This is a genomic window from Anaerofustis stercorihominis DSM 17244, assembly GCF_000154825.1.
GTDB lineage: Bacteria > Bacillota > Clostridia > Eubacteriales > Anaerofustaceae > Anaerofustis > Anaerofustis stercorihominis.
Window position 1 is genome coordinate 627781 of the sequence record NZ_DS560019.1, and the last position, 23214, is coordinate 650994.

The 23214-nt window shown below is 30.1% G+C and carries 22 protein-coding genes and 4 tRNA genes; 14 read left to right on the top strand and 12 right to left on the bottom strand.

Features of this window, described 5'->3' with window-relative positions; translation table 11 throughout:
- Positions 1-67: 67 nt before the first annotated feature.
- The 4 genes from ANASTE_RS07700 to ANASTE_RS07715 all read right to left on the bottom strand — a co-directional run bounded on the left by ANASTE_RS07700 (position 68) and on the right by ANASTE_RS07715 (position 5824).
- Positions 68-2524 carry a hybrid sensor histidine kinase/response regulator gene (locus ANASTE_RS07700; protein WP_007050439.1) on the bottom strand — a complete coding sequence of 819 codons (2457 nt, stop codon included), beginning with the start codon at positions 2522-2524 and terminating at the stop codon, positions 68-70.
- Between the two features lie 50 nt (positions 2525-2574).
- Complete coding sequence (locus ANASTE_RS07705; RefSeq protein ID WP_039945366.1) at positions 2575-3270, bottom strand: hypothetical protein; 696 nt, start codon at positions 3268-3270, stop codon at positions 2575-2577.
- A gap of 144 nt (positions 3271-3414) precedes the next feature.
- Positions 3415-4230: a putative ABC transporter permease gene (locus ANASTE_RS07710; protein WP_052294609.1), complete on the bottom strand. Its 816-nt coding sequence runs from the start codon at positions 4228-4230 to the stop codon at positions 3415-3417.
- A 139-nt stretch (positions 4231-4369) separates the two neighbouring features.
- Positions 4370-5824: a DUF3794 domain-containing protein gene (locus ANASTE_RS07715; protein ID WP_007050442.1), complete on the bottom strand. Its 1455-nt coding sequence runs from the start codon at positions 5822-5824 to the stop codon at positions 4370-4372.
- Between the two features lie 220 nt (positions 5825-6044).
- Here ANASTE_RS07715 and ANASTE_RS07720 point away from each other — a divergent pair, with 220 nt between their 5' ends.
- Positions 6045-6392 (top strand): type II toxin-antitoxin system PemK/MazF family toxin, encoded by a 348-nt coding sequence (locus tag ANASTE_RS07720; RefSeq protein WP_007050443.1) that lies wholly within the window; start codon positions 6045-6047, stop codon positions 6390-6392.
- A gap of 72 nt (positions 6393-6464) precedes the next feature.
- Here ANASTE_RS07720 and ANASTE_RS07725 read toward each other — a convergent pair whose 3' ends face one another.
- Positions 6465-6941 (bottom strand): hypothetical protein, encoded by a 477-nt coding sequence (locus ANASTE_RS07725; RefSeq protein WP_007050444.1) that lies wholly within the window; start codon positions 6939-6941, stop codon positions 6465-6467.
- Between the two features lie 175 nt (positions 6942-7116).
- Between ANASTE_RS07725 and ANASTE_RS07730 the strand changes: the two genes are divergently transcribed.
- The 3 genes from ANASTE_RS07730 to ANASTE_RS07740 are packed head-to-tail and all read left to right on the top strand — an operon-like array spanning position 7117 to position 8579.
- A complete protein-coding gene (locus tag ANASTE_RS07730; RefSeq protein ID WP_039945368.1) occupies positions 7117-7317 on the top strand; it encodes a helix-turn-helix transcriptional regulator in 201 nt (66 codons plus the stop codon).
- Positions 7317-7718, top strand: a complete 402-nt coding sequence (locus ANASTE_RS07735) for a hypothetical protein (RefSeq protein WP_007050446.1) — start codon at positions 7317-7319, stop codon at positions 7716-7718. Before ANASTE_RS07730 ends, ANASTE_RS07735 begins: the two co-directional genes overlap by 1 nt.
- Before the next feature lie 57 nt (positions 7719-7775).
- Positions 7776-8579, top strand: coding sequence for a MerR family transcriptional regulator (locus ANASTE_RS07740; RefSeq protein ID WP_007050447.1), 804 nt, complete (start codon positions 7776-7778; stop codon positions 8577-8579).
- A gap of 180 nt (positions 8580-8759) precedes the next feature.
- Here ANASTE_RS07740 and ANASTE_RS07745 read toward each other — a convergent pair.
- From ANASTE_RS07745 to ANASTE_RS07755, 3 genes are all read right to left on the bottom strand, one after another.
- Positions 8760-8834: transfer RNA gene (locus ANASTE_RS07745), tRNA-Glu, on the bottom strand.
- A 7-nt stretch (positions 8835-8841) separates the two neighbouring features.
- Positions 8842-8918: transfer RNA gene (locus ANASTE_RS07750), tRNA-Met, on the bottom strand.
- A 12-nt stretch (positions 8919-8930) separates the two neighbouring features.
- A tRNA-Met gene (locus tag ANASTE_RS07755) sits at positions 8931-9006 on the bottom strand.
- A 296-nt stretch (positions 9007-9302) separates the two neighbouring features.
- On the opposite strand from ANASTE_RS07755, the gene ANASTE_RS11480 reads away from it, so the two are divergent.
- On the top strand, positions 9303-11156 hold the full coding sequence (locus tag ANASTE_RS11480; protein WP_007050448.1) for an ATP-binding response regulator: 1854 nt from the start codon (positions 9303-9305) through the stop codon (positions 11154-11156).
- 599 nt (positions 11157-11755) lie between these two features.
- On the opposite strand, the gene ptsP is transcribed toward ANASTE_RS11480, so the two are convergent.
- Positions 11756-13468, bottom strand: a complete 1713-nt coding sequence (ptsP, locus tag ANASTE_RS07770) for a phosphoenolpyruvate--protein phosphotransferase (protein ID WP_007050450.1) — start codon at positions 13466-13468, stop codon at positions 11756-11758.
- Between the two features lie 168 nt (positions 13469-13636).
- On the opposite strand from ptsP, the gene ANASTE_RS07775 reads away from it, so the two are divergent.
- The 6 genes from ANASTE_RS07775 to ANASTE_RS07800 all read left to right on the top strand — a co-directional run bounded on the left by ANASTE_RS07775 (position 13637) and on the right by ANASTE_RS07800 (position 16404).
- A tRNA-Arg gene (locus ANASTE_RS07775) sits at positions 13637-13713 on the top strand.
- Positions 13714-13845: 132 nt separating this feature from the next.
- Positions 13846-15033, top strand: a complete 1188-nt coding sequence (locus ANASTE_RS07780) for a hypothetical protein (RefSeq protein WP_007050451.1) — start codon at positions 13846-13848, stop codon at positions 15031-15033.
- A gap of 169 nt (positions 15034-15202) precedes the next feature.
- Positions 15203-15517, top strand: coding sequence for a DUF6442 family protein (locus tag ANASTE_RS07785; protein WP_007050452.1), 315 nt, complete (start codon positions 15203-15205; stop codon positions 15515-15517).
- Positions 15518-15526: 9 nt separating this feature from the next.
- Entirely contained in the window at positions 15527-15871 is a 345-nt protein-coding gene (locus tag ANASTE_RS07790; protein ID WP_007050453.1) for a DUF6442 family protein, read from the top strand.
- A gap of 9 nt (positions 15872-15880) precedes the next feature.
- Positions 15881-16189, top strand: a complete 309-nt coding sequence (locus ANASTE_RS07795; protein ID WP_007050454.1) for a DUF6442 family protein — start codon at positions 15881-15883, stop codon at positions 16187-16189.
- Positions 16190-16194: 5 nt separating this feature from the next.
- Positions 16195-16404 carry a helix-turn-helix transcriptional regulator gene (locus ANASTE_RS07800; RefSeq protein WP_007050455.1) on the top strand — a complete coding sequence of 70 codons (210 nt, stop codon included), beginning with the start codon at positions 16195-16197 and terminating at the stop codon, positions 16402-16404.
- A gap of 577 nt (positions 16405-16981) precedes the next feature.
- On the opposite strand, the gene ANASTE_RS07805 is transcribed toward ANASTE_RS07800, so the two are convergent.
- Both ANASTE_RS07805 and ANASTE_RS07810 read right to left on the bottom strand, forming a co-directional pair.
- Positions 16982-17611: a hydrolase gene (locus ANASTE_RS07805; RefSeq protein ID WP_007050456.1), complete on the bottom strand. Its 630-nt coding sequence runs from the start codon at positions 17609-17611 to the stop codon at positions 16982-16984.
- Between the two features lie 176 nt (positions 17612-17787).
- A complete protein-coding gene (locus ANASTE_RS07810; RefSeq protein ID WP_007050457.1) occupies positions 17788-18363 on the bottom strand; it encodes a hypothetical protein in 576 nt (191 codons plus the stop codon).
- Between the two features lie 396 nt (positions 18364-18759).
- On the opposite strand from ANASTE_RS07810, the gene ANASTE_RS07815 reads away from it, so the two are divergent.
- The 3 genes from ANASTE_RS07815 to ANASTE_RS07825 all read left to right on the top strand — a co-directional run bounded on the left by ANASTE_RS07815 (position 18760) and on the right by ANASTE_RS07825 (position 21593).
- Entirely contained in the window at positions 18760-20298 is a 1539-nt protein-coding gene (locus tag ANASTE_RS07815; protein WP_007050458.1) for an FGGY-family carbohydrate kinase, read from the top strand.
- A 13-nt stretch (positions 20299-20311) separates the two neighbouring features.
- Entirely contained in the window at positions 20312-21274 is a 963-nt protein-coding gene (locus tag ANASTE_RS07820) for an acetylxylan esterase (protein WP_007050459.1), read from the top strand.
- Positions 21275-21335: 61 nt separating this feature from the next.
- A complete protein-coding gene (locus ANASTE_RS07825; RefSeq protein WP_007050460.1) occupies positions 21336-21593 on the top strand; it encodes a TIGR03905 family TSCPD domain-containing protein in 258 nt (85 codons plus the stop codon).
- A 28-nt stretch (positions 21594-21621) separates the two neighbouring features.
- On the opposite strand, the gene ANASTE_RS07830 is transcribed toward ANASTE_RS07825, so the two are convergent.
- Complete coding sequence (locus tag ANASTE_RS07830; RefSeq protein WP_007050461.1) at positions 21622-23208, bottom strand: Na/Pi cotransporter family protein; 1587 nt, start codon at positions 23206-23208, stop codon at positions 21622-21624.
- Positions 23209-23214: the final 6 nt, after the last annotated feature.

The window sequence follows — 23214 nt, forward strand, 5'->3', positions numbered from 1 at the left end:
TGAATAAACAGAGGGCGCGGAATCTGCGAGAGCAGGCGTAGTGCCCGACAAATAAAAAGACCGCTCGTTATCTGCGGTCTTTTATATATTTCTCCATCGTATTTACAAATGTTTCTATACTCAAAGGTTTTGCAATATGCTCATTAAGACCTGCATCTTTTGCAGCTCTTATATCTTCCAAAAACGCATTTGCAGTCATCGCTATGATCGGAAGAGATTTTACATCCTCCCTATCTAATCCTCTTATCTTTTTTGTTGCCTCATACCCATTCATTACAGGCATTTGTATATCCATAAACACTAAGTCATAATAATTTGGGCTTGTATTCTTAATCTTTTCATAAGCGACTTTACCATTTTCGGCAGTATCCACATTAACTTTTGTGATTTTTAATAATTCTTTTGCAACTTCCATATTAAGCTCATTATCTTCAACAAGTAAAATTCTTTTTGTACTTAAATTCACTTTTATATTTCCATTTTTATTTTCCTTATCTACTTCATTTTTAAGGAAATAATCAAGCTGATATAAAACCCTGGATTTAACCACCGGCTTTGAGCTAAACATAGAAACACCGGCAAGCTTTGCCTCATTCTCTTTATTTGTCCACTTACCGTTATAATAAACAGTAATAGGTGTTTTATTATTTGTAATTTTTATTATATTTTTTATATCATCAACACTGTTTACATCTTTATATTCCCAGTCAACTATGATATTAAAATATGATTTATCTTTATTTTTTATTTTATCTAAAATAAATAATAATTTTTCTTTTGAACTTATACTTTCTACATTTAATCCAATCTCTTCCAATATATTTTTTATATTATTTACAAAATTATTATCATCACTCAATACTAATATATTTTTATCTATAAATCTTTTGTTGTATATTTCACTTGCATCCTGAAGTTTCATATTCACGATTACTGTAAATTTGGAGCCTCTCCCTTTTTTACTTTCAACTACGATATCTCCGGACATCAAATCAACTATACTTTTTGTAATTGCCATCCCAAGTCCGGTACCATGAACTTTATTTATCCTGCTGTCATCGGCTCTTTCGAATGGAGCAAAAATCTTATTTATAAACTCTTCATTCATTCCGATGCCATCATCTTTAAAAATAAACTCATATCTTCCGTACCCCTCTAAAGTAGATTTTACTTCATTTACTTTTAATTCAATATTCCCGCCTTCGGGAGTATACTTCATAGAATTCGATAAGATATTTAGAAATACCTGTCTAAGCCTTAAAGAGTCACTTATCACATCAGAATGCGTCACTCCGGAAGTATCTAAAGATAAATTTTGATGTTTTTTGCTTATATCCGGAGAAATTATAGTAATTGCATCTTCTACCAAGTGTAACAAATTTATTTTTTCCGATGTTAATGAAAGCTTTCCGCTTTCGATTTTAGACATATCAAGAACTTCATTTATAAGATTTAATAAATGATCGCTGGAAATTGTTATTTTATCCAAACATTCCAATATTTTATCGGGATCATTTAAATTATTCTTTGCTATAGATGTCATACCAAAAATTGCATTCATAGGTGTTCTTATATCATGGGACATCCTAGATAAAAACTCACTCTTTGCTTCATTTGCTCTTGCAGCAGATTCATATGCTTCTTTAAGTGCTATTTTATTATTTTCTTCTTTTTGTATCATATCCTGAATATCACGAAGTGTTATAAGGATCTTTTTATGATTTTCAAAATAACAAATCCTGCATTCTTTATGTCTCGGAGGATTTTGATTTGACCTGAAATAAACATTTAACATTTCTTTTTCACTGTTTAGTTTATTTAAAATGTTATCTAAACTCATCTGCTTTCTATATTCATCTCTGTCTTCTTCATAAATCCAATCATCTCTCAACCTATCGTTTATCTGATTTTTATAACTTATAGGTCTTGAGAAAGAATTTTCCAGCGACGAATATTTAATAGAATATTGTTGTTTTTCCAAATCCACAATACTTAAGAATTCATAATCCGAACGTATCATAAATTCACTTATTGCGTTAAGTTCGACATTTTGAATTTCTGTAGATTTTTCCTTAGTGACATCTTCAACAATCCCTACAACAAGTTTAGGATTTCCTTCCTCATCAAACCTAACCGTCGACAAAGTGACTCTGCACCATAAATCTCTGTCTTTTGCTTTAAAAATTGAAACAGAGGTCTTTTCACCTCTATGAATATCATTATACATCCTGTAATAATCTTCATAATAGCTTTTATCTATATATTCTTCTGCAAAATCTATAGGCATATTATCATATTTATCTTTACAGCCATAAACTTCACTTGTCCTCTTAGGCATTACACATAACTTTTCATCAGGATAATATGTAAAATCACAAATATTTGTATTCTCCATAGACACCCTAAGAAGAGCATTGCTTGCAGCGATTTTATCCGATAGTTCTCTGTTTTCTTTTTCAGCTTTTATATGTTTATCTATATCCAAGAAAACGCTTTGAATTATTTTATCTCCATTTTCATCCAATATTATCTGTGCATTTCTAAGGACCCAGCAAGTCGTTCCATCTGGACGTTTTATTTTGCACTCAAAAATAATCGACTTATCGCCCGCTTATCTATCCTATTTCTGTCATCTTCTACATATACATCATCTAATGTCCAAAATTCCTTTTTATAGAATTCATCTTCTGTATAACCGAGGATTTTTATAGCTTCTCTGTTTATTCTCTTGAATTTAAGTTTTCCGTCTATATATTTATACTGAGCAATACCGCATAAAACAGATTGAAATAAATCATCATATCTGTTCTTTTCGGCTTCTATTTCTTTTAGCCTTTTTTCTTTTTTTAAATTATCTTCTTTTAAATTTCTTATATCACTGATATTTTGATGATATCCTTTTATAGTATAAATACCGTTATCTTCACTTTCCACTTTACCTGCGCATCTTACATAAATTTCACCGAGAATGGGATGGTTCCATGGATATTGCACTTCAACAAGCTTTCCGGTCGTTATGATTTTTTCAACCGCTTCCCATACATCGTCAAGATAACTTTCATTTATCCTACTATACCAATGAGCATAACAAGCCTCGGGCTCCAAAGCTTCTTTAAGTCCGAGTAAATCGAGCATGACATCTTCGCCGTACATTTTATTAATATTATTTTTCATGTCAATCGACATCATCCAAAGTCCCGTTTTTGAAGTGGATAATACTTCACTCATCCACTCGGGGCTAAACAATTCATTATTTATTTCATTTGGCATTGGAATTACCTTCCTTTTATACTTAATCATAGTAGTATAAAAATTATAAATAATTAATAAAACGTACTATTAATTAAATTATATATTCATTCTGAAAGGGTGTCAATCAAAAGCTCTTAGTATAAGTAAAAAAGAAAGCAACATCTATTGCTTTCTTTTTTTCATATTTTCTTTAATTTCATCTAATAAATCTCTGTATTTTGAAGTTTGAATTTTAGGATGAGTCTTTAAATAACTCAAATATCTAAACTTCATTAAATAATTTTCTATTATATCTTTTCTTTCTTCACTTAGTTCCTTAAATGCAAGTTTTTCGAGATACATATCTTCTTTGAGTCTATCTGTTTTATCAGCAACAATAAGGGTCTCATCGGAAATATGCTTTCCAATCCCATCTGAAAATTCAAGGAGTTTATCACCTATTTGTGATAATCTCTTTAGTTTGGATTTGAACTTAAGTATTGTAGAAACAGTAAGTATAGTATCAATAATAAACAGAACTGAACATATTATGACCGCTATAAACCCTACTTCTTCGGGAATAAATGTAACAAACGTGTATATCAAAGGATGTATTATATTTAAAACAAATACACATGCAAGTCCCCATATAATCGAAAACTCGAGACATATATATCCATTTAAGTTAAATTTCTCTTTGGAATAATCCCACCATCTGATTGAAAAAAGTTTTTCCAACACAAAACCCGTGATAAGTTCAAGCAGAGTGGTAAATATGACAGACCCTATGAATAATACTGTTATATTGGATTTTAAAGGCTCCAAAAAATGAATGACCAGAAGTAATCCAAATCCATATATAGGACATACTGGACCTCTTAAAAATCCTCTGTTAATAAAATGACCTTCTTTGATGGTTTGAAAGATTACTTCCGTAACCCATCCAAGAAAAGCATATATCATAAAAAAACATAAATATTCATAAATCGTATATCCCAATCCGCTCACCTCTTATATGTTAAATTATGACATATTATAACAAGATACAGTTAAAAAGTAAACAAAGCAGCTATTTATCTATTTTATAATCAATGGACAGCTTTCCAAAACATCTTCTTCACTTTCAAAACCATTCATATTAAGAATATCTTCTTTTGCGATAAGATTTTTCTTCCCTATATCCCAAAGACTTTCTATTTTTTTCTTTATAATAAACTTTGACCTTAATACTGTCTACATTTTCTTCTTCTGCTTCGATATTTTCTATTGTAGCTATATCACTGACTTCTTTTGTATCAAACATATATCCGCTTACAATCACTTCACCGTCTATACTGATAGTCTGGTTCAAACTAGTAACCACAAGGTTATTTACATTGACATCAACAAATAAATCAAGATTCTCTCCGCCGCTTATTTCTTCCTTTAATTCAAAAGGAACATTTATGGTATCAACATAATATCTGCTGTCATTATCTATATATGTGACCACTTGAGTAACAACACTTCCCTCTACCGAAAGTATGCTTTCATCAACGGAATAATCAAATTTAACATACTCCATATCACCGATGACTCCGCCGATCATATCGGTATCTATCAATGTTTTGCTGTTTGTGACTTTCATCTTCTTTTCAAAATCGCTTCCGAGCATTACAATACTATGTTCTTTCAAAACAGGCAGAGAATTTCTGTTTGTGCTGTAAGCATCTTCAATTATATTTACTTCTTTCTTTTCACAGAAAAGCGTACTTGAAATCAAGTCCATGGTTATTTCGATATATGAATCTTCATCATCCATGACATATTCTCCGCTTACACTTTCCACGCTCGGTACTATATTGTAATAATCACATTTTAATTTAGGGTCTTTTTCTATAAAATGATTGATAGGATAAATAAGCTTTTCTATCTTTGTATCGCTGTCATCCTCGAAACCAACCTTATAAATCAAAGTAACCTCTACTTTAGCACTGTATAATACTCCCACCCCTGAAGCATTTGTATTTACATCTCTGAGTTTGGCAAATACGAATAAAACACTTACACTGTCTGATAAAGGCACATCTTTTTTAAATGTAAAAGTCTCTTTGGTGCTGTTTAAATCAAATACCGAACATATATCTGAGTTGGTCTTTATTTCAAGTCCCTCGATATTATTATCGTTCATTACGTTTATATCTTCGGGAATAATACTGACTCCGCTTATTTTAACATTCGCGCTTACTTCTATCCTTCTTTTCTTAATGACTCTCGTTTCGATACTTGCGATACTTGCCCTTAAGTTAAATATCTTATCCCATTTTTCACCTTCGCCAAGGTTTACAAAAAATTCGATATTCTTATCTACCGATGCTAAAGCTTCGTTTTCGCCCAAATATAATATATTAAGCTTCAAAATCCCCTTTAAAACAAACTTACCGTTTTTAAGGGCAATATTTTTTATTACCGCTTCAGTATTGCTAAGTAATATCCTTTCTATATTAGACATATTGTCCAATATCTTAACGTTCTCAAATACCTCTGTGACTACTTCGATATTGTCTTCTTTACTAGTTAAATTTATCTTTTTTACCATTTGTTCAAATTCCATTTTAATCCTCCTAAATATACTCCTTGTAAAATATATTTATATAAAAGAAAAATATTACTTATTTACAAAAATTTAAATTATAAATGTATAAAAATTTCTATTCATGGCAAATATTTTATTAGTAACATAGTTAAGTTTTTTCAAATATTATAATATGAACCTTATAAATTTGAAAAAGACAAAATAAATTAAAATATAGCTAAAATTGGAGTATAGAAATATGGGTGTAAAAAGAGGAGACATTTATTACGCAGATTTAAGCCCTATTGTAGGCAGCGAACAAGGAGGTCTGAGACCTGTCCTTATTATTCAAAATGATGTAGGGAACAAACACAGTCCGACAGTTATCGTTTCGGCAATAACTTCATCAATGGATAAAGCAAAATTACCTACACATATTTCCCTTTCGGCAAACAGCGAATTACTTAATAAAGACAGTGTAATACTTCTTGAACAAATCAGAACAATCGATAAACAAAGACTTAGAGAAAAAATAGGTCATGTAGATATGAGTACGATGAATAAAGTAAACGAAGGGCTTTCTATAAGTTTTGGAATGTTTCAGTAATTATATCAAACTTAAAAAGACAGATAATATTCTGTCTTTTTTATTATTAAATTATATTTTGGTAAATTTAAATTATGCATAATATATCTCTATCCAAGAAATACTCTGATCCAAATCAAGATAAACAAAATCTGCTTTTATATTGTTCATTTTATCGTAATAAGTACGCTTTCTCAGCGACTGCTTTTTATCCTCGGATACATCTTTAAAATCCGATCCAAGTAAATTAGTTACATCTCTTATCGTTTTAATATTTCCTTTTGAATTGATTTTAAATTCCGTTCCCTTTTCATCTAACCTTGTAAAGATAAAAGATACTTTATCTTTATTTGTATTTATTAAAAGCTCATCAAACTTATATCTATAATCCCCGGAATACTTATTACTCCTGGTATATTTTGAAAAATCTATTTTATTTATATCACTGCCCATTTTTATATTATCTACAGTTAAATTTGATAAATCAACATGTTCCGATTTTGAATAAGAACAGCCTGTCAACAAACCCATAATCAAAAGTATCATAACTACTATTTTTGTTCTTTTCATTATGCCCTCCGCTAATTTGTTAAGTAAGTATATGCTCCATTTATTATTTTTAAGTTATACGATAATTAAATTATTATTATAAATATATGTAAAGCACACTTGACATATATTATTTTGTATTGTATTATATATAATGTAAAGTATACTTAACATTATATATAAGGAGGGAGTTACCATTAAAAATAAAATAAATGAACTAAGAAAAATAAATTCAATGACCCAAATAGAATTGGCAAAGAAATTAAGTGTATCCAGACAAACTATAATATCTTTAGAGAATGGGAAATATAACCCTTCTATAATGCTTGCTTATAAAATAGCAAAGATATTTGATTTAACTATAGAAGATGTTTTTATTTTTGAGGAGGAAGAATAATGAAGAAATATAATAATATGAAGAAAGTATTTATAATTTTATTTTTAACAGCAGTTATATTCTTAATATTTAGTATAGTAAAACAGAACTATTACATTATGGGATTTACGACTTCGATTTCATTATGCAGTTTAATATGCCTTATAAGTTATAAAATAAAAGAAAAAAACAAAGATAAATTTGAAGCAATGATAAACGAATTTGAAGATGAAAGACTTATATTTATAGAAAACAGTGCAAAATCCATGACTTTAAATTTAAGTATTTATATACTTGCAATAGGATGTTTTATAACGGGACTAATGGAATATAAAGAAATATCGATATTTTTAAGTATTCCAATGACAGTAATATTAGTTTTGTATTTAGGTTCATATTTATATTATAAAAAGAAATACTAAAAACCTCTTGACTCTCCCGTAACTGGAGGGAATAAAATTTAGTTAGGGAGGAAAGACATGTACAAGATAGGTCAATTTTCAATACTTTGCAGAACACCTATAAAGACTTTAAGATATTACGATGAAATAAATCTTTTAAAACCGGAAAAAGTAGATGAGTGTACAAACTATAGATTGTATACAACAAACCAACTGATTCAAATACATTATATCAACTCATTAAGACAAATAGGATTCTCAATAAAAGATATAAAGTCAATCATGTCCGGTCATGATGTGGGACTTATATTAAACAGTAAAAAAAGTGAACTGCAAAAAGAACTTATCGAAATAAACAATAAACTTTCCAAACTGAATTTTATTTTAGATGAAAAAGAGGAGAAAGTTTTAATGGAATATCAAGCTGTGATAAAAAACACACCGGAATGTATCGTATATTCAAAAAAAATGATACTGCCAAACAATGATGCACTTTTTACTTTGATACCCGAACTTGGAAAAAAAGTGCAAAAAGCAAACCCGGATCTTAAATGTTTGAAACCGGAATATTGTTTTGTAGTTCAAATGGATAAAGAATATAAAGAAAAAAATATAAGTATTGAGTACTGTGAAGCCGTAACAGACTACGGAAACGAAACCGACGGTATAGAATTCAAGATGATAGAAAGCATAAAAGTAGCCAGCGCCATGCATAGAGGAAGTTATGATAGTATTTCAAATGTATTTAACTTCTTGTTTAAATGGATAAATGAAAATAATTATGAAATAAGGGATTACCCGAGACTTAGTTATATAGACAGGATATGGAACAAAGATAGCGAAAATGAATGGCTTACAGAATTACAAATACCAATAAGATAAAATAAAAAGACTGCTATAAGCAGTCTTTTTTGTTTTGTACTATACTTAAATTTAAAGTTCTATTATTAAATAAAAAAATAATTCATTTTTTATTACATTTTATCTGTATTATAAAGCAGTTTATTTTCTATGTATTTATAATATAAAAAAACTACCTAATCGGTAGTTATAATTCTAACTTGGTGACCCCTAGGAGAATCGAACTCCTGTTTTCGCCGTGAAAGGGCGACGTCTTAACCGCTTGACCAAGGGGCCTTATATATGGTAGCGGGAATAGGATTTGAACCTACGACACCACGGGTATGAACCGTGTGCTCTAGCCAACTGAGCTATCCCGCCATATTATCTTTTTGGTTGCGGGGACAGGACTTGAACCTGCGACCTCCGGGTTATGAGCCCGACGAGCTGCCAACTGCTCCACCCCGCGTCAGTACACAATATTATAGTCCACATAACATAGACTTGTCAAGTATTTTTTTTATTTTTTTAACAATATTTTAAGTGGGATAACTTAGCATTAATAATATACTATAAATAGTATTATAAGTCAATTATTCCCATTTATTTTATTATATATACCTTAATTTACGATATTTATGAATTACAAATCAAATATAATAAGTCGAAAAATAAATTATCTTGTTACTACTCGGTTTATATATTATAATTAAACATATAGACAATTATATATAATAAAATATTAGCTAAAGTAAGGTGAATAATATGAAATACAAGCTTTCCAAAAATGATTTGTTAGTTGCGGGTTTAACCGCCTTAATTGTATTATTCTCATTTGCTTTAGTATTTTTTTATAATTATCAACAAACCCACGATGACATGATAAAATCTCTTCAGGACCGAGCTCTTGCAATATATAACAGCGTAGACAGCAACCTTAATATAAAATCCTTTGACGCTGTAAAAAACAATAAAGACATGAATAGTTCCATATATAAAGAGCAGCAAGAATTCTTAAATAATATCCGTCATGCGACGGGAGTCAGATACTTATACACAGCAAAGAAGAATAGTAAAGGAGAAATAATTTACCTTGTTGACGGGCTGGATCTGAGAGCAGATGATTTTGCGTTCCCGGGAACAAAACTGGAAGACGAAGTGATTCCTGCAATGGAAAGAGCACTGGAAGGTAAAGTAATACTTCCCGACTCGATAATAAAAACGAATTGGGGAAAAATTTTCGTTGCCTATTTCCCGATACATGCAGGAGAAAACCACAGAGGAAAAGTAATCGGACTTCTCGGTATGGAATTTGATGCAAATCATCAATATGATACATATCTTAAATCCGCTATATTTACTCCTATAGTTGCTATAATAACTTGCCTTTTTGCAATGTTTATTATGGTAAAATTCTACAGAAAAATCACAGACTTATACAATAAGGCAACTGTATATGCACAAAATGCAAGTAATGCAAAGGGAAGATTTTTATCCAATATATCTCATGAAATGAGGACACCGTTAAATGCAATAAGCGGAATGACCAGAATAGGAAAAGAAAACATAGATGATAAAAAGGAAGTTACTCAATGTTTCGAAAAAATAGATACTTCGGTTAATTACCTTACTAATCTTATAAATGACGTTCTTGATATTTCAAGGATAGAAAGCGGGAAAACCAAAATAGAAAACAGACCCTTTAATTTGGATACGCTTATTAAAAATATAATTACTATAATACAAAACCAAACAAATGAAAAAGAAATAAACTTTATATGTAAATATGATTTGAAAAGTCCATACCTGATAGGGGATGAACTTCATTTGCAGCAAATATTGGTCAATATAATAGGGAATGCAATCAAGTACACTCATAATAAAGGAAAAGTAGAAGTAATAATCAGTGATGATAATATAGATAATAATAAATCAAAAGTAAATTTCACTATAAGTGATAACGGTATAGGAATAGAAGCAAAACAACTTCCTACTATATTTAAAGCGTTCGAAAGAGCAGATAATGCTATGGAGCAGCAATATAAAGGAACTGGACTGGGACTTGCTATTTCTTATAATCTGGTCAAAATGATGGGCGGAGAATTAAAAGTAAGAAGCGAAGTTGATAAGGGAAGCAGTTTTTTCTTCGATCTTGAGTTAAATAAAATCAATGAAGAAGAATATGATAGATATATTAAATTAAAAAATAAATATCCAAATCACAATATAGATAAATTAAGGGGAATAAAAATACTTCTTGCAGAAGATAACGAAATAAATAGAGAAATAAGTAAATATGTCTTGGAGCAAAATGGAGTCATCGTTGAAGAGGCTGTTGACGGAAAAGAAGCGTTATATAAATTTGAGCAAAGTAAAAAAGATTACTACAGTGCGATACTAATGGATATAAAAATGCCTGTAATGGACGGTCACGAAGCCACAAAAGCAATTCGTAACTTACCGCATCCCAATGCAAAAGATATTCCTATAATTGCCGTTTCCGCAAACGCTTTTGAAGAAGATATAGAACGTTCTCTTATGTGCGGTATGAATGATCATATTTCAAAACCAATCGATTTTGATGACTTAATAAAAGCATTGGATAAATATATAAAATAAAAAGAGCCTATATAGGCTCTTTAATATTTAAAATTATAAGGTATTTACATGAGAAAAAAGATAAAAAAAGAATTATTAAAACTATTTTTAGGAGAACTCTTAAGCAGTCTTTTATTTCTATTTTGTTATTTTATTTGGTTCAAAGAAAATCAAATACAAATAGCATACCCTGTGGCATTATTATGCTTTATATTATTTCAAGGTTCTTTTTACTGGTTTATATGTTTACTGAAACTCAATAATAATTTTAATGATATCAAATATATCAAGATTTTTTTAATATTTAAATATGTTGATATCATATTATTGGCAGTATATATTCCTATACTTGTATTTTCTCCCTCTATTTCGAAACTATATTACATAGGTTCAATTTTTTTAATATCATTTACTTTAATAGAATATATAAATTACTATATAGTAAGATTGTCATACCCTAAAATAAATATTCTTATGAAGAAAATAACAAATAAAAAATTAACCAAGAGCAGTCTGGCAAAAGATATTGAACGAATAAAAAAGAAATAACTACTATATAAATATATTAGTTATTTGAACTAAAAAAAGACTTCCTTTAGGAAGTCTTTTTTCTTTATATATTAGTCTAAATATTTACCTAAGATAGCTTTAACTTCATCTTGAGTTTCAGCGTTTTCAAGTACTTCTTTGGCGATTTCCTGAGCTTTTTCGTATGTAAAGCTTCTGATTACTTTTTTAGCTCTTAGGATTGAAGGAGCAGACATTGAGAATTCGTCTAATCCAAGACCTAATAATAATAACGCAGATGTTGGATCTCCTGCCATTTCACCGCACATACCTGTAAAGATACCTGCTTTATGAGAAGCGTCGATAACATTCTTAACAAGTCTGATGATTGCAGGTGAAAGCGGTTGATTAAGTTCGGAAAGATTTTGATTTTGTCTGTCAACAGCCAATGAGTATTGACATAAGTCATTTGTTCCGATTGAGAAGAAATCAACTTCTTTAGCTATTATATCTGCAGTTACAGCAGCTGATGGGATTTCAATCATGATACCAACTTTAATATTTTCATCATATTCCACGCCTTTAGCTTTAAGTTCTTCTTTACATTCTTCTAAAATACCTTTAGCTTTTCTAACTTCTTCAACGTTAGAAATCATAGGGAACATGATATGAGCGTTTCCGTATACACTTGCTCTAAGTAAAGCTCTAAGCTGAGTTTTAAACATTTCAACATTTTGGAAGCAAAGTCTTACGGCTCTGACACCAAGGAATGGATTCATTTCTTCTTCCATTGGAAGATAAGGAAGTTTTTTATCCCCTCCGATATCAAGAGTTCTGATAATTACAGGTCTGTCACCCATACCTTCTAAAACTTTTTTATAAGATTCATATTGAACATCTTCCGAAGGCATTTCTTTAGCATCCATATATAAGAACTCAGATCTGAACAGTCCAACACCGTCAGCACCATATTTATTGGCACCTTCCAAATCATTAGGACTACCGATATTTGCACAAAGCTCTACTTTATGTCCGTCAGAAGTTTCGCTTGCTAAATCTTTAAGTTTTGCAAGTTCTGCTTGTTCTTTTGCGTAAGCTTCTTTTTTAGCTTCATATTCTTTGATTTCAGCATCGCTAGGATTGATGATGATGTTACCGTCCGTACCGTCAACGATGATTTTTTCTCCGCCTTTAACTTGGCTTGTGATATCACCAAGACCAACGACAGCCGGTACTTCCAAAGATCTTGCCATGATAGCCGAGTGAGAAGTTCTGCTTCCTTCGTCAATAGCAAAACCTATTACTTTATCTTTGTTCATTTGAGCTGTATCTGAAGGTGTTAAGTCTACCGCAACGATTACACCGTTATCACCGACTTGTGATAAATCCGCGCTTTCAATACCAAGAAGATGTCTTAAAATTCTATCGGCAACATCTTGGCAGTCAGCAGCTCTTGCTTTCATATATTCATCGTCCATACTTCCGAACATTCCAACAAACATTTCTGTGATTTCGTTTAAAGCTTGTTCAGCAACGATCATTTCGTTTTTGATTTTATTTTGAGCTTCACCTATGTATCCGGGATCATCTAGGAACATCATATGAGCAGTAAATACTTCTGCTTCTTCTTCCCCAATTTCTTTGATTGTTTTTTCTTTTAAGGCTTGTAATTCAGTTCTTGATTTTTCAATCGCGTCATCTAATTTTTTTAGTTCAGCGTCCACAGCCCCTGCTTCAATTTTGCCCGGTGTTACAACTAGATCTTCCTTAACATATAAAAATACATTTCCAATCGCAACTCCAGGCGATGCATTAATTCCTTTCATGATAAAAACCTCTTTTCTTTGTTATAGATATCTTATATTATATTATAAAATAAAATAAAATCCTAGTACTTTTTAATAAACTGTTTACATTTCCTTTATTTGCATTATAAAATCTAATGAAATTTTATTTGATTACTTATAAATAATATGATATATTAGTGTATATACGCGCCCATAGCTCAGTAGGATAGAGCAATGGTTTCCTAAACCATGTGCCGGAGGTTCGAATCCTCTTGGGCGCACCATAATAATTATAAAGTTATTACCTTTTATTAGGTGATTTTTTTATAATTATTAAGATTTAATTATTTTTTGACTAAATATTATGATTTTTAAAATTTATATGGTATAAATAAATATATCGGAGGGGATATGTTTTGAAAAAAAGATTAACAAGCTTAGTTATTTTACTTTTAACTATATTATTCTGCTTTTCAGCCTTTGGATGCGAAAAAGCCGATAATAAATTTAAAGGCAAAGTAATCAAATATGAAAATCTGGACAGCATCGATAAAAAAATGTTCAGTCAATTAAATAAAATTTTATATAACTCTAAAGAAACTTTATGGAAAGATTATAACTTAAAAGACAAGTCGTTTATTTTAATAAGAAAAGATGAAGAAGATGAAAACGGAAGCAAAAACAGAAAAAATGTATCTTATTATGCAATAAATGTAAACGGAATGGAAGACCAGGATGCAAAAGAAGTCAAAATGCCTAAAGGCTTTTACTTTAAAAGTGTTTACAGGTTTAACAAAGCACCTCTTAAAATTGAAAATATAAGAGGAAATTTTTCCGATACAGGTTCTGATTTAACCATAGGTAACAGTAAAAATATTTTCTGTTTTAAATATAATACCGATAACTTTAGAAAAGCAGTCGATCCCGCATATGCTTTTTCACCTTTCTTCACCCATGAAGCATTTCACCATTACATGCAAAATGACTGGAAAATTGAAGGAGCACCTTCAAGTGTGGCTTTGACAAAAAAAGAAATATCTTGTATAGGACTAAAGTATAAAGTGCTTGATAAGATGAGGACAGAAAACGAAAAAGATAAAATAAGCAAAAAGAAACTAAATAAATTGATAAGTGAATATATTTCCATAGAAGAAAAAAGGAAAGAAATCAACGAAAGGTACTTAAACGAAGAGCATTCAAAGGAAACTGCCGAAGGAACTGCATGTTATGTGGGATTAAAAGCTGCAAGACTTACAAATACAAGGTACGGTGTTTTGGCTTTTACCAACAATAAAGAAAAAGTTACATTTTCTGACGTACTGGATGCAATGAGCAAAGACAAATACCCTACGACTTTTATAGGCGACTGGGAATTATATAATACAGGAATGGAACTTTGTATAACATTGGATAATCTGGGAATAAAAAATTGGCAGAAAAAACTTAATAGTCAAACACCTGATAAACCTATAAATCTATATGATATTTTAAAAAAATATTATAAACAAAATAAACTTGAAGAAATCTCAATAGAAAAAATAGAAGATAAATATAATTATAAAGAAATATTTAAGAAAAGTGAAAAAATTCAAAGATTATTATAAATAACAGCCTTAATATAGGCTGTTTTTTTATGCTTAAATATATAGTATATAATAATATAACATGTCATAATGTTAAGTTTTGTTATAATATTGACAAGTTTTATTGACACAACACTTGTATTATGCTATATTATTTACATAGTAATATACAAACTTAAGGAGTTCTAAAATGGATAAAGATAAAATACTCGAAAAGAGCAGAAAAGAAAATGAACTTGGTGACGAACGAGAAAAACTTATAAACGATAAATCAAATGCACTGTATTTAACCTTTTTAATGATTACGGGAATCGTAATTATAGCATGGGATTTATATCATGATATTGATGTAAGCGGGATACTTGCAATGTTTTGGGCGGGATGCCTTGGACAATATATATTCAGATACTGTAAGACTAAAAACAAAACAAACATGACCATTTCTATCCTATCATTTATATTACTCATAAAAAATCTAGCCGAACATTTTATATATACCAAATAGGAGGAAAAAATGAACAAAGAAGATATCTTAAAGAAAAGCAGAGAAGAATATAAGATTAGTGATGAAAGAGATAAAAAAATAGAAACGGAAGCATATTCCAATGCTTATTTAGCTATAATCGGAGTTAACGCGATTTTAATTTTAATATTGTTTTTTCAAAAATTATTTACGGGAAAAGCTTTTGCAGACTACAGAGTATTCTTTTTAGCTTTATTAATAGGTCTGTGTGCAAAAAGCTATACTAATTATAAATATAATAAGAAAAAGACGGATTTATATTCTTTTATATTATCTTTATTGGCAAGTATATTAACGTTAATAACTATAATCATGAGCGGTATGAATATATTCTAGAGGTGTAAAATGAAAAAAGAAGAAATATTAGAAAAGAGCAGAAAAGAAAATAAAGATGAATATATTGAAAAAATAATAAGTGATTCAAAAAACTTTGGAATCATAACTTTAACTATTGCAATTATATTTTTTGCAGTAACAAAAGTTATCAATAACGGACAGCCATTTTTTGAGCTGCCGGCGATATTATTTGCTTATACTGCCGGAATTAATTTTTTCAGTTATGTTAAACTTAAAAAGAAAGAATATTTAATAAGCTCCTTTAGTTTTATATTTGCATTTATATGTATGACTGTGTTATATTTTATTAACTGGTGATAAATATGAATAGTGAATTAATATTAAAAAACAAATTAAAAGTAGCAAGAGCAGAAAAAAATTTATCTCAAGGAGATTTGGCAAAAATGGTAGGGGTATCGAGACAGACAATAAGCTCTATAGAAACCGGACAGTTTAATCCTACAGCCAAACTTGCACTTATCCTATGTATTGCCCTTGATAAAAAATTTGAAGACTTATTCTATTTTGATTAAAAGCACTTTAATGTACTTTTTTAATAATTTATAATACCCTTTTAATGGTAATAAAACCTACTACTTTATTATTATAATCAAAGAGGGATAATAATAGAAAAAATTAAATATATTTATAGAAAACAATTTATTATTTATAATTGCAATATTTTCACAAATTCTTAATGTTGTTATTTACTTAAGCATTAAAAATTATAACTTTGAAACATTTAAAATTTTAAATATCATCATTTTACTATCTGCTTCTTTAACCCAATTATATAAAAATGGAGATTATAACTTTAAATATATGTATTATTTTTTCTTCGTTTATTTTGTTATTTTCTTTTATATTAATTTCTCATTTGAAAATAAAGACACAACCTTACTTATTTTATCCCGGCTAATATTACCCATTTCATTTTTATTTTACTTATCATCGTTTGGGATTTTATTTGGGATTTCTTATTTTATATTTATAATTATATTAATTTTAATTTTGAATTTTTTCATAACATTTATACCTTATATTATTTTTAATATAACAACTTGTTTTATTAACTATTTTATAAAAAAAAGAAGCAGTTAAACTGCCTCTTTATTTATTTAGCATACTCTCTGCATATTCCACCATAAGTCCGTAAACTCCGCCGTTTTCTTTTGCTATACTCATAACTTTTGTATAAGTTTCCTGGTTAGACCAATCTTTTTGGAATTCAAGAAGTACCTGCATCCATGTTACGGGAACGGCTCCGGCTTGAGCCATTCTTATTACAGCCATGTCATGAGCTTCTTTTGAGACTCCGGCACACGCATCGGTCACGATATATACCTGATATCCGTCTTCCAAAGCACTTAAAGCAGGGAATGTAACACATACTTCTGTCCATAAACCGGCTATTATTAATTTCTTTTTACCCGTTTCGCTAACGGCCCTTTTAAAATTATTATCTTCCCAAGCATTGATAGATGTTCTGTCTATAGGATTGACTTTAGGATATAAAGACTTGACCTTTGAGTAAAGCTCTCCGCTGAACTTTTTACTTTCCACTGTTGATAATATACATGGAACATTAAAAGATCTCGCAGTTTTTGCAAGTCCCACAACATTGTTCATTACATTTTCTCTATTTTTTCCTTCAACCGCAAAGAACATTGCAGGTTGTTCATCTATAATAAGAATAACAGATTCATCCGGGTCCAATAAACTATTTGAATAATTCCTCATTTCATTTTCCTTTCTTTTTTTAATATTTTTACCACTAAAAAAAATAATATGTGATTATGAAACATTTAAAATAAAATAAAAAGATAGTACTTGACTATCTTTTTATCTAAATTTTTTTTCTATTTATTTAAACTATGAAATTCAAGAAATTGCTCCTAAAAAATTTTAATAATTCTTTAAAAATGAAATTTATCACTCAAATCCAATATCTCTTCATATTCTTTTTTCTTCTTCAAGTGAAATAATATAAGTATTCCTCCAACTAATAAACCTAACCCGACCCCAATTATAAAATCCACAGGATAAGTGGTTATGATATAAAGCTTTGTAAAGCAGATTAAAAGTGTCAGTCCGAGAGCGTACTTCCCAAACTGAAATTCATTATAATATATAAGAACAGTTGAACATACACTCATCATTATGTATCCTGCGGGGAAAGTATATCTTCCGATTTCGGGAAGATAAATACCTACATTATGTTCACTCAAAAAAGTTCTGAAATGAAATAAAACAGGTTTCATCACCTCATTACCAATGATAGAACAAAGGAATAAACCAACTATTATAAGAATAGAAAATTTTGCATCTCTTTTATAGAAGTAAAGATAAATACTTGCGGCAATCCATAAAAAACCCATAACTAATACATTGCTCAGTACCGGAATGATATGCCCGGATAATATTTTATTAAGTGAAATAGGCATTGCCAGATTATCTACAAAAGCGACCAGTGTATCTAATAATTCATCCATACAATAAAACCCCTTAAATTCTTTTTCATGTCAATAATACAATATACGATTTTTAGATATTATAAACCATTATATCCATTAGGTCTACCGATTAATAAAATCTTTAATCATTTTTTATTATATATAATTGTTTCAATCATAATATCATAAATTTTTTTTATTAAAATAACATTAAATCACAATTATAAGATATATTTTCTTTAATTATATCATTATATGTAAAATAATATGTTGTATTTTACATTAAAAAGTTTATTTTAAATATGTTATAATATAAAAACAGTAAAGTTATCGATGTAGTTATTCAGCAAATATTTAAAAGGAATAAACAGTAATTTAACCGATAAAAATAATATTATTTTAATTAAACATTAACACAAATAGACGGAGATAAATATGAAAGATGTTGTTTTGATCATTGACTGCGGAACACAAAGCATAAGAGCTATGCTTATAAACAAAGACGGAGAAATACTAAATAAAAAGAAAAAAGAGTATTTTTACATAACAAAAGACAAAGGAAGCATAATTGAATTTGACGCAAATGACTTCTTTGAAGATATCATAAATTTACTAAAAGAGCTTAGAGATGACGATGTCAATTTATATGATAAAATCAAAGGGGTTACGGTAACGACACAGAGAGATACTTTTGTACTCGTAGACAGGAACGGAGAACCCGTTAGGAATGCAATATCCTGGTTGGACAGAAGAAAAGCTAAAGAATACGAGAAGCTAAATCCACTATATAATTTATTATTTAATATAGTTGGTATGAAAAAAATGGTCAAAAACTTTATGGAAGATGCAAGGTATAACTGGGTAAAAGAAAATGAACCTAAAATATGGCATAAAACTTATAAATATCTCCTTCTCCCTCAGTACATAAACTATAAATTAATAGGAAAATACATAGAAAGCGACGCGGGGACTGTAGGACATATACCTTTTGACTATAAAAAAAGAATATACGATAAAAAGTTTGGAGTAAAAAGACAGATATTTAATATCGAACAGTCAAAGCTTGCAAGAACAGCTCCTACTACTACGATAATGGGATATATTACCGAGGAAATATGTGAAAGGACACATCTTAAGAAAGGGACACCACTGATTGCAAGCGGAAGTGATAAAGCCTGCGAGACCGCAGGGGTAGGATGTATAAAAGAAGGGATAGGAAGCATATCACTGGGAAGTCAGGTAACCATGCAGGTTACGACCGACAGATACTATGAACTTACAAGATTTGTTCCTCCATTCGACAGCGTTATACCAAATATGTATAATCCGGAAATAATACTCTACAGAGGCTTTTGGCTGGTTACTTGGTTTATTAAAGAATTCGGATATAAAGAAGAACTATTTGCAACCGAACAAGAAAAAGATATATTTTCTATAATGGATGAAAAACTAAATGAAGTTCCCATAGGATGTGACGGCTTGGTACTTCAGCCTTACTGGGGACAGGATATACTTCGCCCGGGCGCTAAAGGGAGTATACTTGGATTTAACGATAAACATACCAGATTTCACATATACAGAGCCATTATAGAAGGAATAGGATATTCCCTAAAAGAAGGAATTGATAGGATAGAACACGTTTCCAAAGTGAAAATAGAAAAAATTGCTCTTTCCGGAGGAGGATCAAAAAGCGAAATCATATGTCAAATATTAAGTGACATATTAAATAAAGAAGTTTATTTGATCCAAACATACGAAGCAACCGGTATAGGTGCGGCTATGGCTTGTTTCATAGGACTTAATATATATAAAGATTTTAATGAAGCAAGTGAAAATATGGTAAGAGTTAAAAAGACTTTTCAACCTAAACCTGCAAATGTAAAAAAATACGATGATATATACCATAATGTATATACAAAGATATATAAAAATGTAAAAAAGATTTACAAAAAATTAAATAAAATAAATATATAAAGGAGAAATAATAATGCCACTCAAAAGTACTATTGATAATTATAAAGATTATCTAGGAATTTCACCGAAAGCAGAAGATTTTGAAGAGTATTGGAAAGAATCCGTTGAGGATATGAATAAAACGGATTTTACTTATACCCTTGAAAAAAAAGAATTCCCAATGAAAGACATCGAAATATTTGATTTATATTTCAAAGGGATGAATAATGAAAGAGTACACTGCGAATTAGTTAAGCCAAAAGAAACAAAGGGGGAAATACCTGCGGTAATGTCTTTTCATGGATATACATCAAATGCCGACAGCATATATTCTAAAGTCCCTTATGCATATAATGATATGGCATTTTTAGCTTTTGAAGTACCGGGACAAGGGGGTAAAAGCGAAGACAATTATACAGCCGACGGTCCGACGCTTTACGGACAAATCATAAGAGGCGTTGATGACAAGGATAAAAAGAAACTATTTTTCAGAAATATTTATTTAAATGCTCTCAAAGCTTCAATAATATTAGGTAATATGGATTTTATAGATGAAGACAGGATCGGTACGACGGGGAAAAGCCAAGGGGGTGCGTTAAGTCTTGTAGTTGCTTCATTAAATAAGAAAATAAAATCAAGTGCGGTTATTTATCCGTTCTTATCTGATTTTAAAAAGATATTTGAAATGAATATGTGTGAAGATGTATATGTGGAATTTAAAAACTGGTTTAGAAAATATGATACGCTTCATGAAAAAGAAGATGAATTTTTTGAAAGGTTATCTTACATAGATGTACAAAACTTTGCCGACAAGGTTGACTGTAACGTTTTATTTATAACCGCTCTTTTGGATACAACATGTCCGCCTATAACTCAGTTTGCTATTTACAATAAACTAAATTGCAGTAAAGATTTAAAAGTATACTGCGAATACACACATGAAAGACTGCCTTATTCCGATGATATAATATATAAATTTTTCAAAAAAGAACTGTAAACATTGTCAAAGTTCATAATAATTTAATATATTATTATTAGATAGAAATACGGAGGCAGAAATGGAATACATATATAAAACAAAAGGTACTTGTTCAAGCAAAATAAAATTTAATATAGACAATGATATAATAACAGACGTTGAATTTACGGGAGGATGCAACGGAAACCTACAGGCTATTGCAAAACTCATAGACGGATTAACCGTAGACGAGATCGAAAGAAAATGCAGCGGAATATTATGCGGAAATAAAGCTACTTCATGTGCGGATCAGTTAGCCAAAGCTGTAAGATGTGCATATAAAAAATCAAATAAATAAAAAAAGACAGATATCTGTCTTTTTTATTTTAATCGTTATTAAAAATCAAATCATAATCTCTTGAAATTGTCATTATGTGGTCACTTATACGTTCAATATCATTTACAACCTGTGAAAAGAATAACGTAATTTCGAAAGATATACTTTTTTCTTTCATTCTTATTATTTGTTTCTTTTTTATTTCTCTTAAGAATTCCTTTATCTCATTATATTTTTTCTCTGTTTTTTCTAAATTGTTTAAAGAAAAAGTTATATCTGTTATCAATTCTTTGATTTTTATAATCCTTTCTTTCTCGGTTTCATTTAACCGAACTTTGTAATCTTTAAGTTTAAAAGAATAATTGGATATACTTTCTATATCAATAAGCAAGTGATAATATATACTCATTATAAAACTGTTCTCACTGTTTTGCTCTATTCCAAGTGCTTCCGTTATGTACTCAGAAAGTTTTCTGCTTAAAGATTTTACTTTATTTTCTCTGTCAGACAAATCTTTCTCTCTTTGTTTGTTAAAAGCTATTATCTGTGATAATCCGTCATCGATATTTTCAAACGACATCTTACTGATATAACTTATTTCCTGCTCTATTTGTTCAACAAGTATCGCAGAGGTTCCTATTTGATATCCGCTGGCAGGAAGAGGTGATAAATAGTCCTCTTCTTTTTCTTCTTTCTTTGAAGGCAGGATTTTCTGAGCGAATGTTGCGAGGTATCCCCCAAAAGGAAGCAAAAGCAAAGTAGTGACGATATTAAATAGTGTATGCATATTTGCTATTTGTGACGCAGCATTATTCGGAGTAAGCGAACCTACAAAGTCTGCAAGAGGAGTAAACATACAAATAGCAGTAAATATTAATGTTCCTATTATATTAAATGATAAGTGGATTACAGTTGTCTGTTTAGCCTCTCTATTGGTTCCTATCGAAGCTAAAACAGCCGTAATACAAGTACCTATATTCTGTCCGAACAATACATAAACTGCGCCGTCTAAACCTATGAGCCCGTTTGCGGCAAGAGCCTGAAGTATACCGACCGATGCACTTGAAGACTGGATAACCGCAGTAAATACCGCTCCCGCAATAATCCCAAACAAAGGATTTGAAAATGTAGTCATTAAACTTATAAACCCTTGTGAATCTCTAAGCGGCATCATGGCTGTACTCATCATTTCCATACCGATAAATAAAACACCCAATCCCGCTAAAATCTGGCCAAAATAATTTGCCTTTTGGTTTTTAATGAATACAACCATCACTACCCCTAAGAAAGCTAAAACAGGAGCAATCGCACCTATATCCAGTGCAATAAGCTGTCCTGTTATGGTAGTACCGATATTCGCACCCATAATGATCCATACGGCCTGTCTGAGGCTCATCATACCTGCGTTAACAAATCCTACGACCATAACCGTAGTAGCACTGGAAGACTGGATAACCGCAGTTATTATAGCACCTACAATAACTCCCAAAAATCTATTTGATGTCAGCTTTTCAAGAATACCCTTTATCTTGTCACCCGCTGCATTTTCAAGCCCGCTGCTCATCATCTGCATTCCATATAAAAATAAAGCAAGTCCTCCCAGGAGGCTAATAAAATTTAAAGTAGTCATAATCATCTCCCT

Excerpts from the sequence above, each read along its gene's own strand:
- ANASTE_RS07705 (WP_039945366.1), bottom strand. The coding sequence starts at position 3,270 with ATGCCAAATGAAATAAATAATGAATTGTTTAGCCCCGAGTGGATGAGT.
- ANASTE_RS07715 (WP_007050442.1), bottom strand. The coding sequence starts at position 5,824 with ATGGAATTTGAACAAATGGTAAAAAAGATAAATTTAACTAGTAAAGAA.
- ANASTE_RS07720 (WP_007050443.1), top strand. The coding sequence starts at position 6,045 with ATGGGTGTAAAAAGAGGAGACATTTATTACGCAGATTTAAGCCCTATT.
- ANASTE_RS07725 (WP_007050444.1), bottom strand. The coding sequence starts at position 6,941 with ATGAAAAGAACAAAAATAGTAGTTATGATACTTTTGATTATGGGTTTG.
- ANASTE_RS07735 (WP_007050446.1), top strand. The coding sequence starts at position 7,317 with ATGAAGAAATATAATAATATGAAGAAAGTATTTATAATTTTATTTTTA.
- ANASTE_RS07740 (WP_007050447.1), top strand. The coding sequence starts at position 7,776 with ATGTACAAGATAGGTCAATTTTCAATACTTTGCAGAACACCTATAAAG.
- ANASTE_RS11480 (WP_007050448.1), top strand. The coding sequence starts at position 9,303 with ATGAAATACAAGCTTTCCAAAAATGATTTGTTAGTTGCGGGTTTAACC.
- ptsP (WP_007050450.1), bottom strand. The coding sequence starts at position 13,468 with ATGAAAGGAATTAATGCATCGCCTGGAGTTGCGATTGGAAATGTATTT.
- ANASTE_RS07785 (WP_007050452.1), top strand. The coding sequence starts at position 15,203 with ATGGATAAAGATAAAATACTCGAAAAGAGCAGAAAAGAAAATGAACTT.
- ANASTE_RS07790 (WP_007050453.1), top strand. The coding sequence starts at position 15,527 with ATGAACAAAGAAGATATCTTAAAGAAAAGCAGAGAAGAATATAAGATT.
- ANASTE_RS07795 (WP_007050454.1), top strand. The coding sequence starts at position 15,881 with ATGAAAAAAGAAGAAATATTAGAAAAGAGCAGAAAAGAAAATAAAGAT.
- ANASTE_RS07800 (WP_007050455.1), top strand. The coding sequence starts at position 16,195 with ATGAATAGTGAATTAATATTAAAAAACAAATTAAAAGTAGCAAGAGCA.
- ANASTE_RS07805 (WP_007050456.1), bottom strand. The coding sequence starts at position 17,611 with ATGAGGAATTATTCAAATAGTTTATTGGACCCGGATGAATCTGTTATT.
- ANASTE_RS07810 (WP_007050457.1), bottom strand. The coding sequence starts at position 18,363 with ATGGATGAATTATTAGATACACTGGTCGCTTTTGTAGATAATCTGGCA.
- ANASTE_RS07815 (WP_007050458.1), top strand. The coding sequence starts at position 18,760 with ATGAAAGATGTTGTTTTGATCATTGACTGCGGAACACAAAGCATAAGA.
- ANASTE_RS07820 (WP_007050459.1), top strand. The coding sequence starts at position 20,312 with ATGCCACTCAAAAGTACTATTGATAATTATAAAGATTATCTAGGAATT.
- ANASTE_RS07825 (WP_007050460.1), top strand. The coding sequence starts at position 21,336 with ATGGAATACATATATAAAACAAAAGGTACTTGTTCAAGCAAAATAAAA.
- ANASTE_RS07830 (WP_007050461.1), bottom strand. The coding sequence starts at position 23,208 with ATGATTATGACTACTTTAAATTTTATTAGCCTCCTGGGAGGACTTGCT.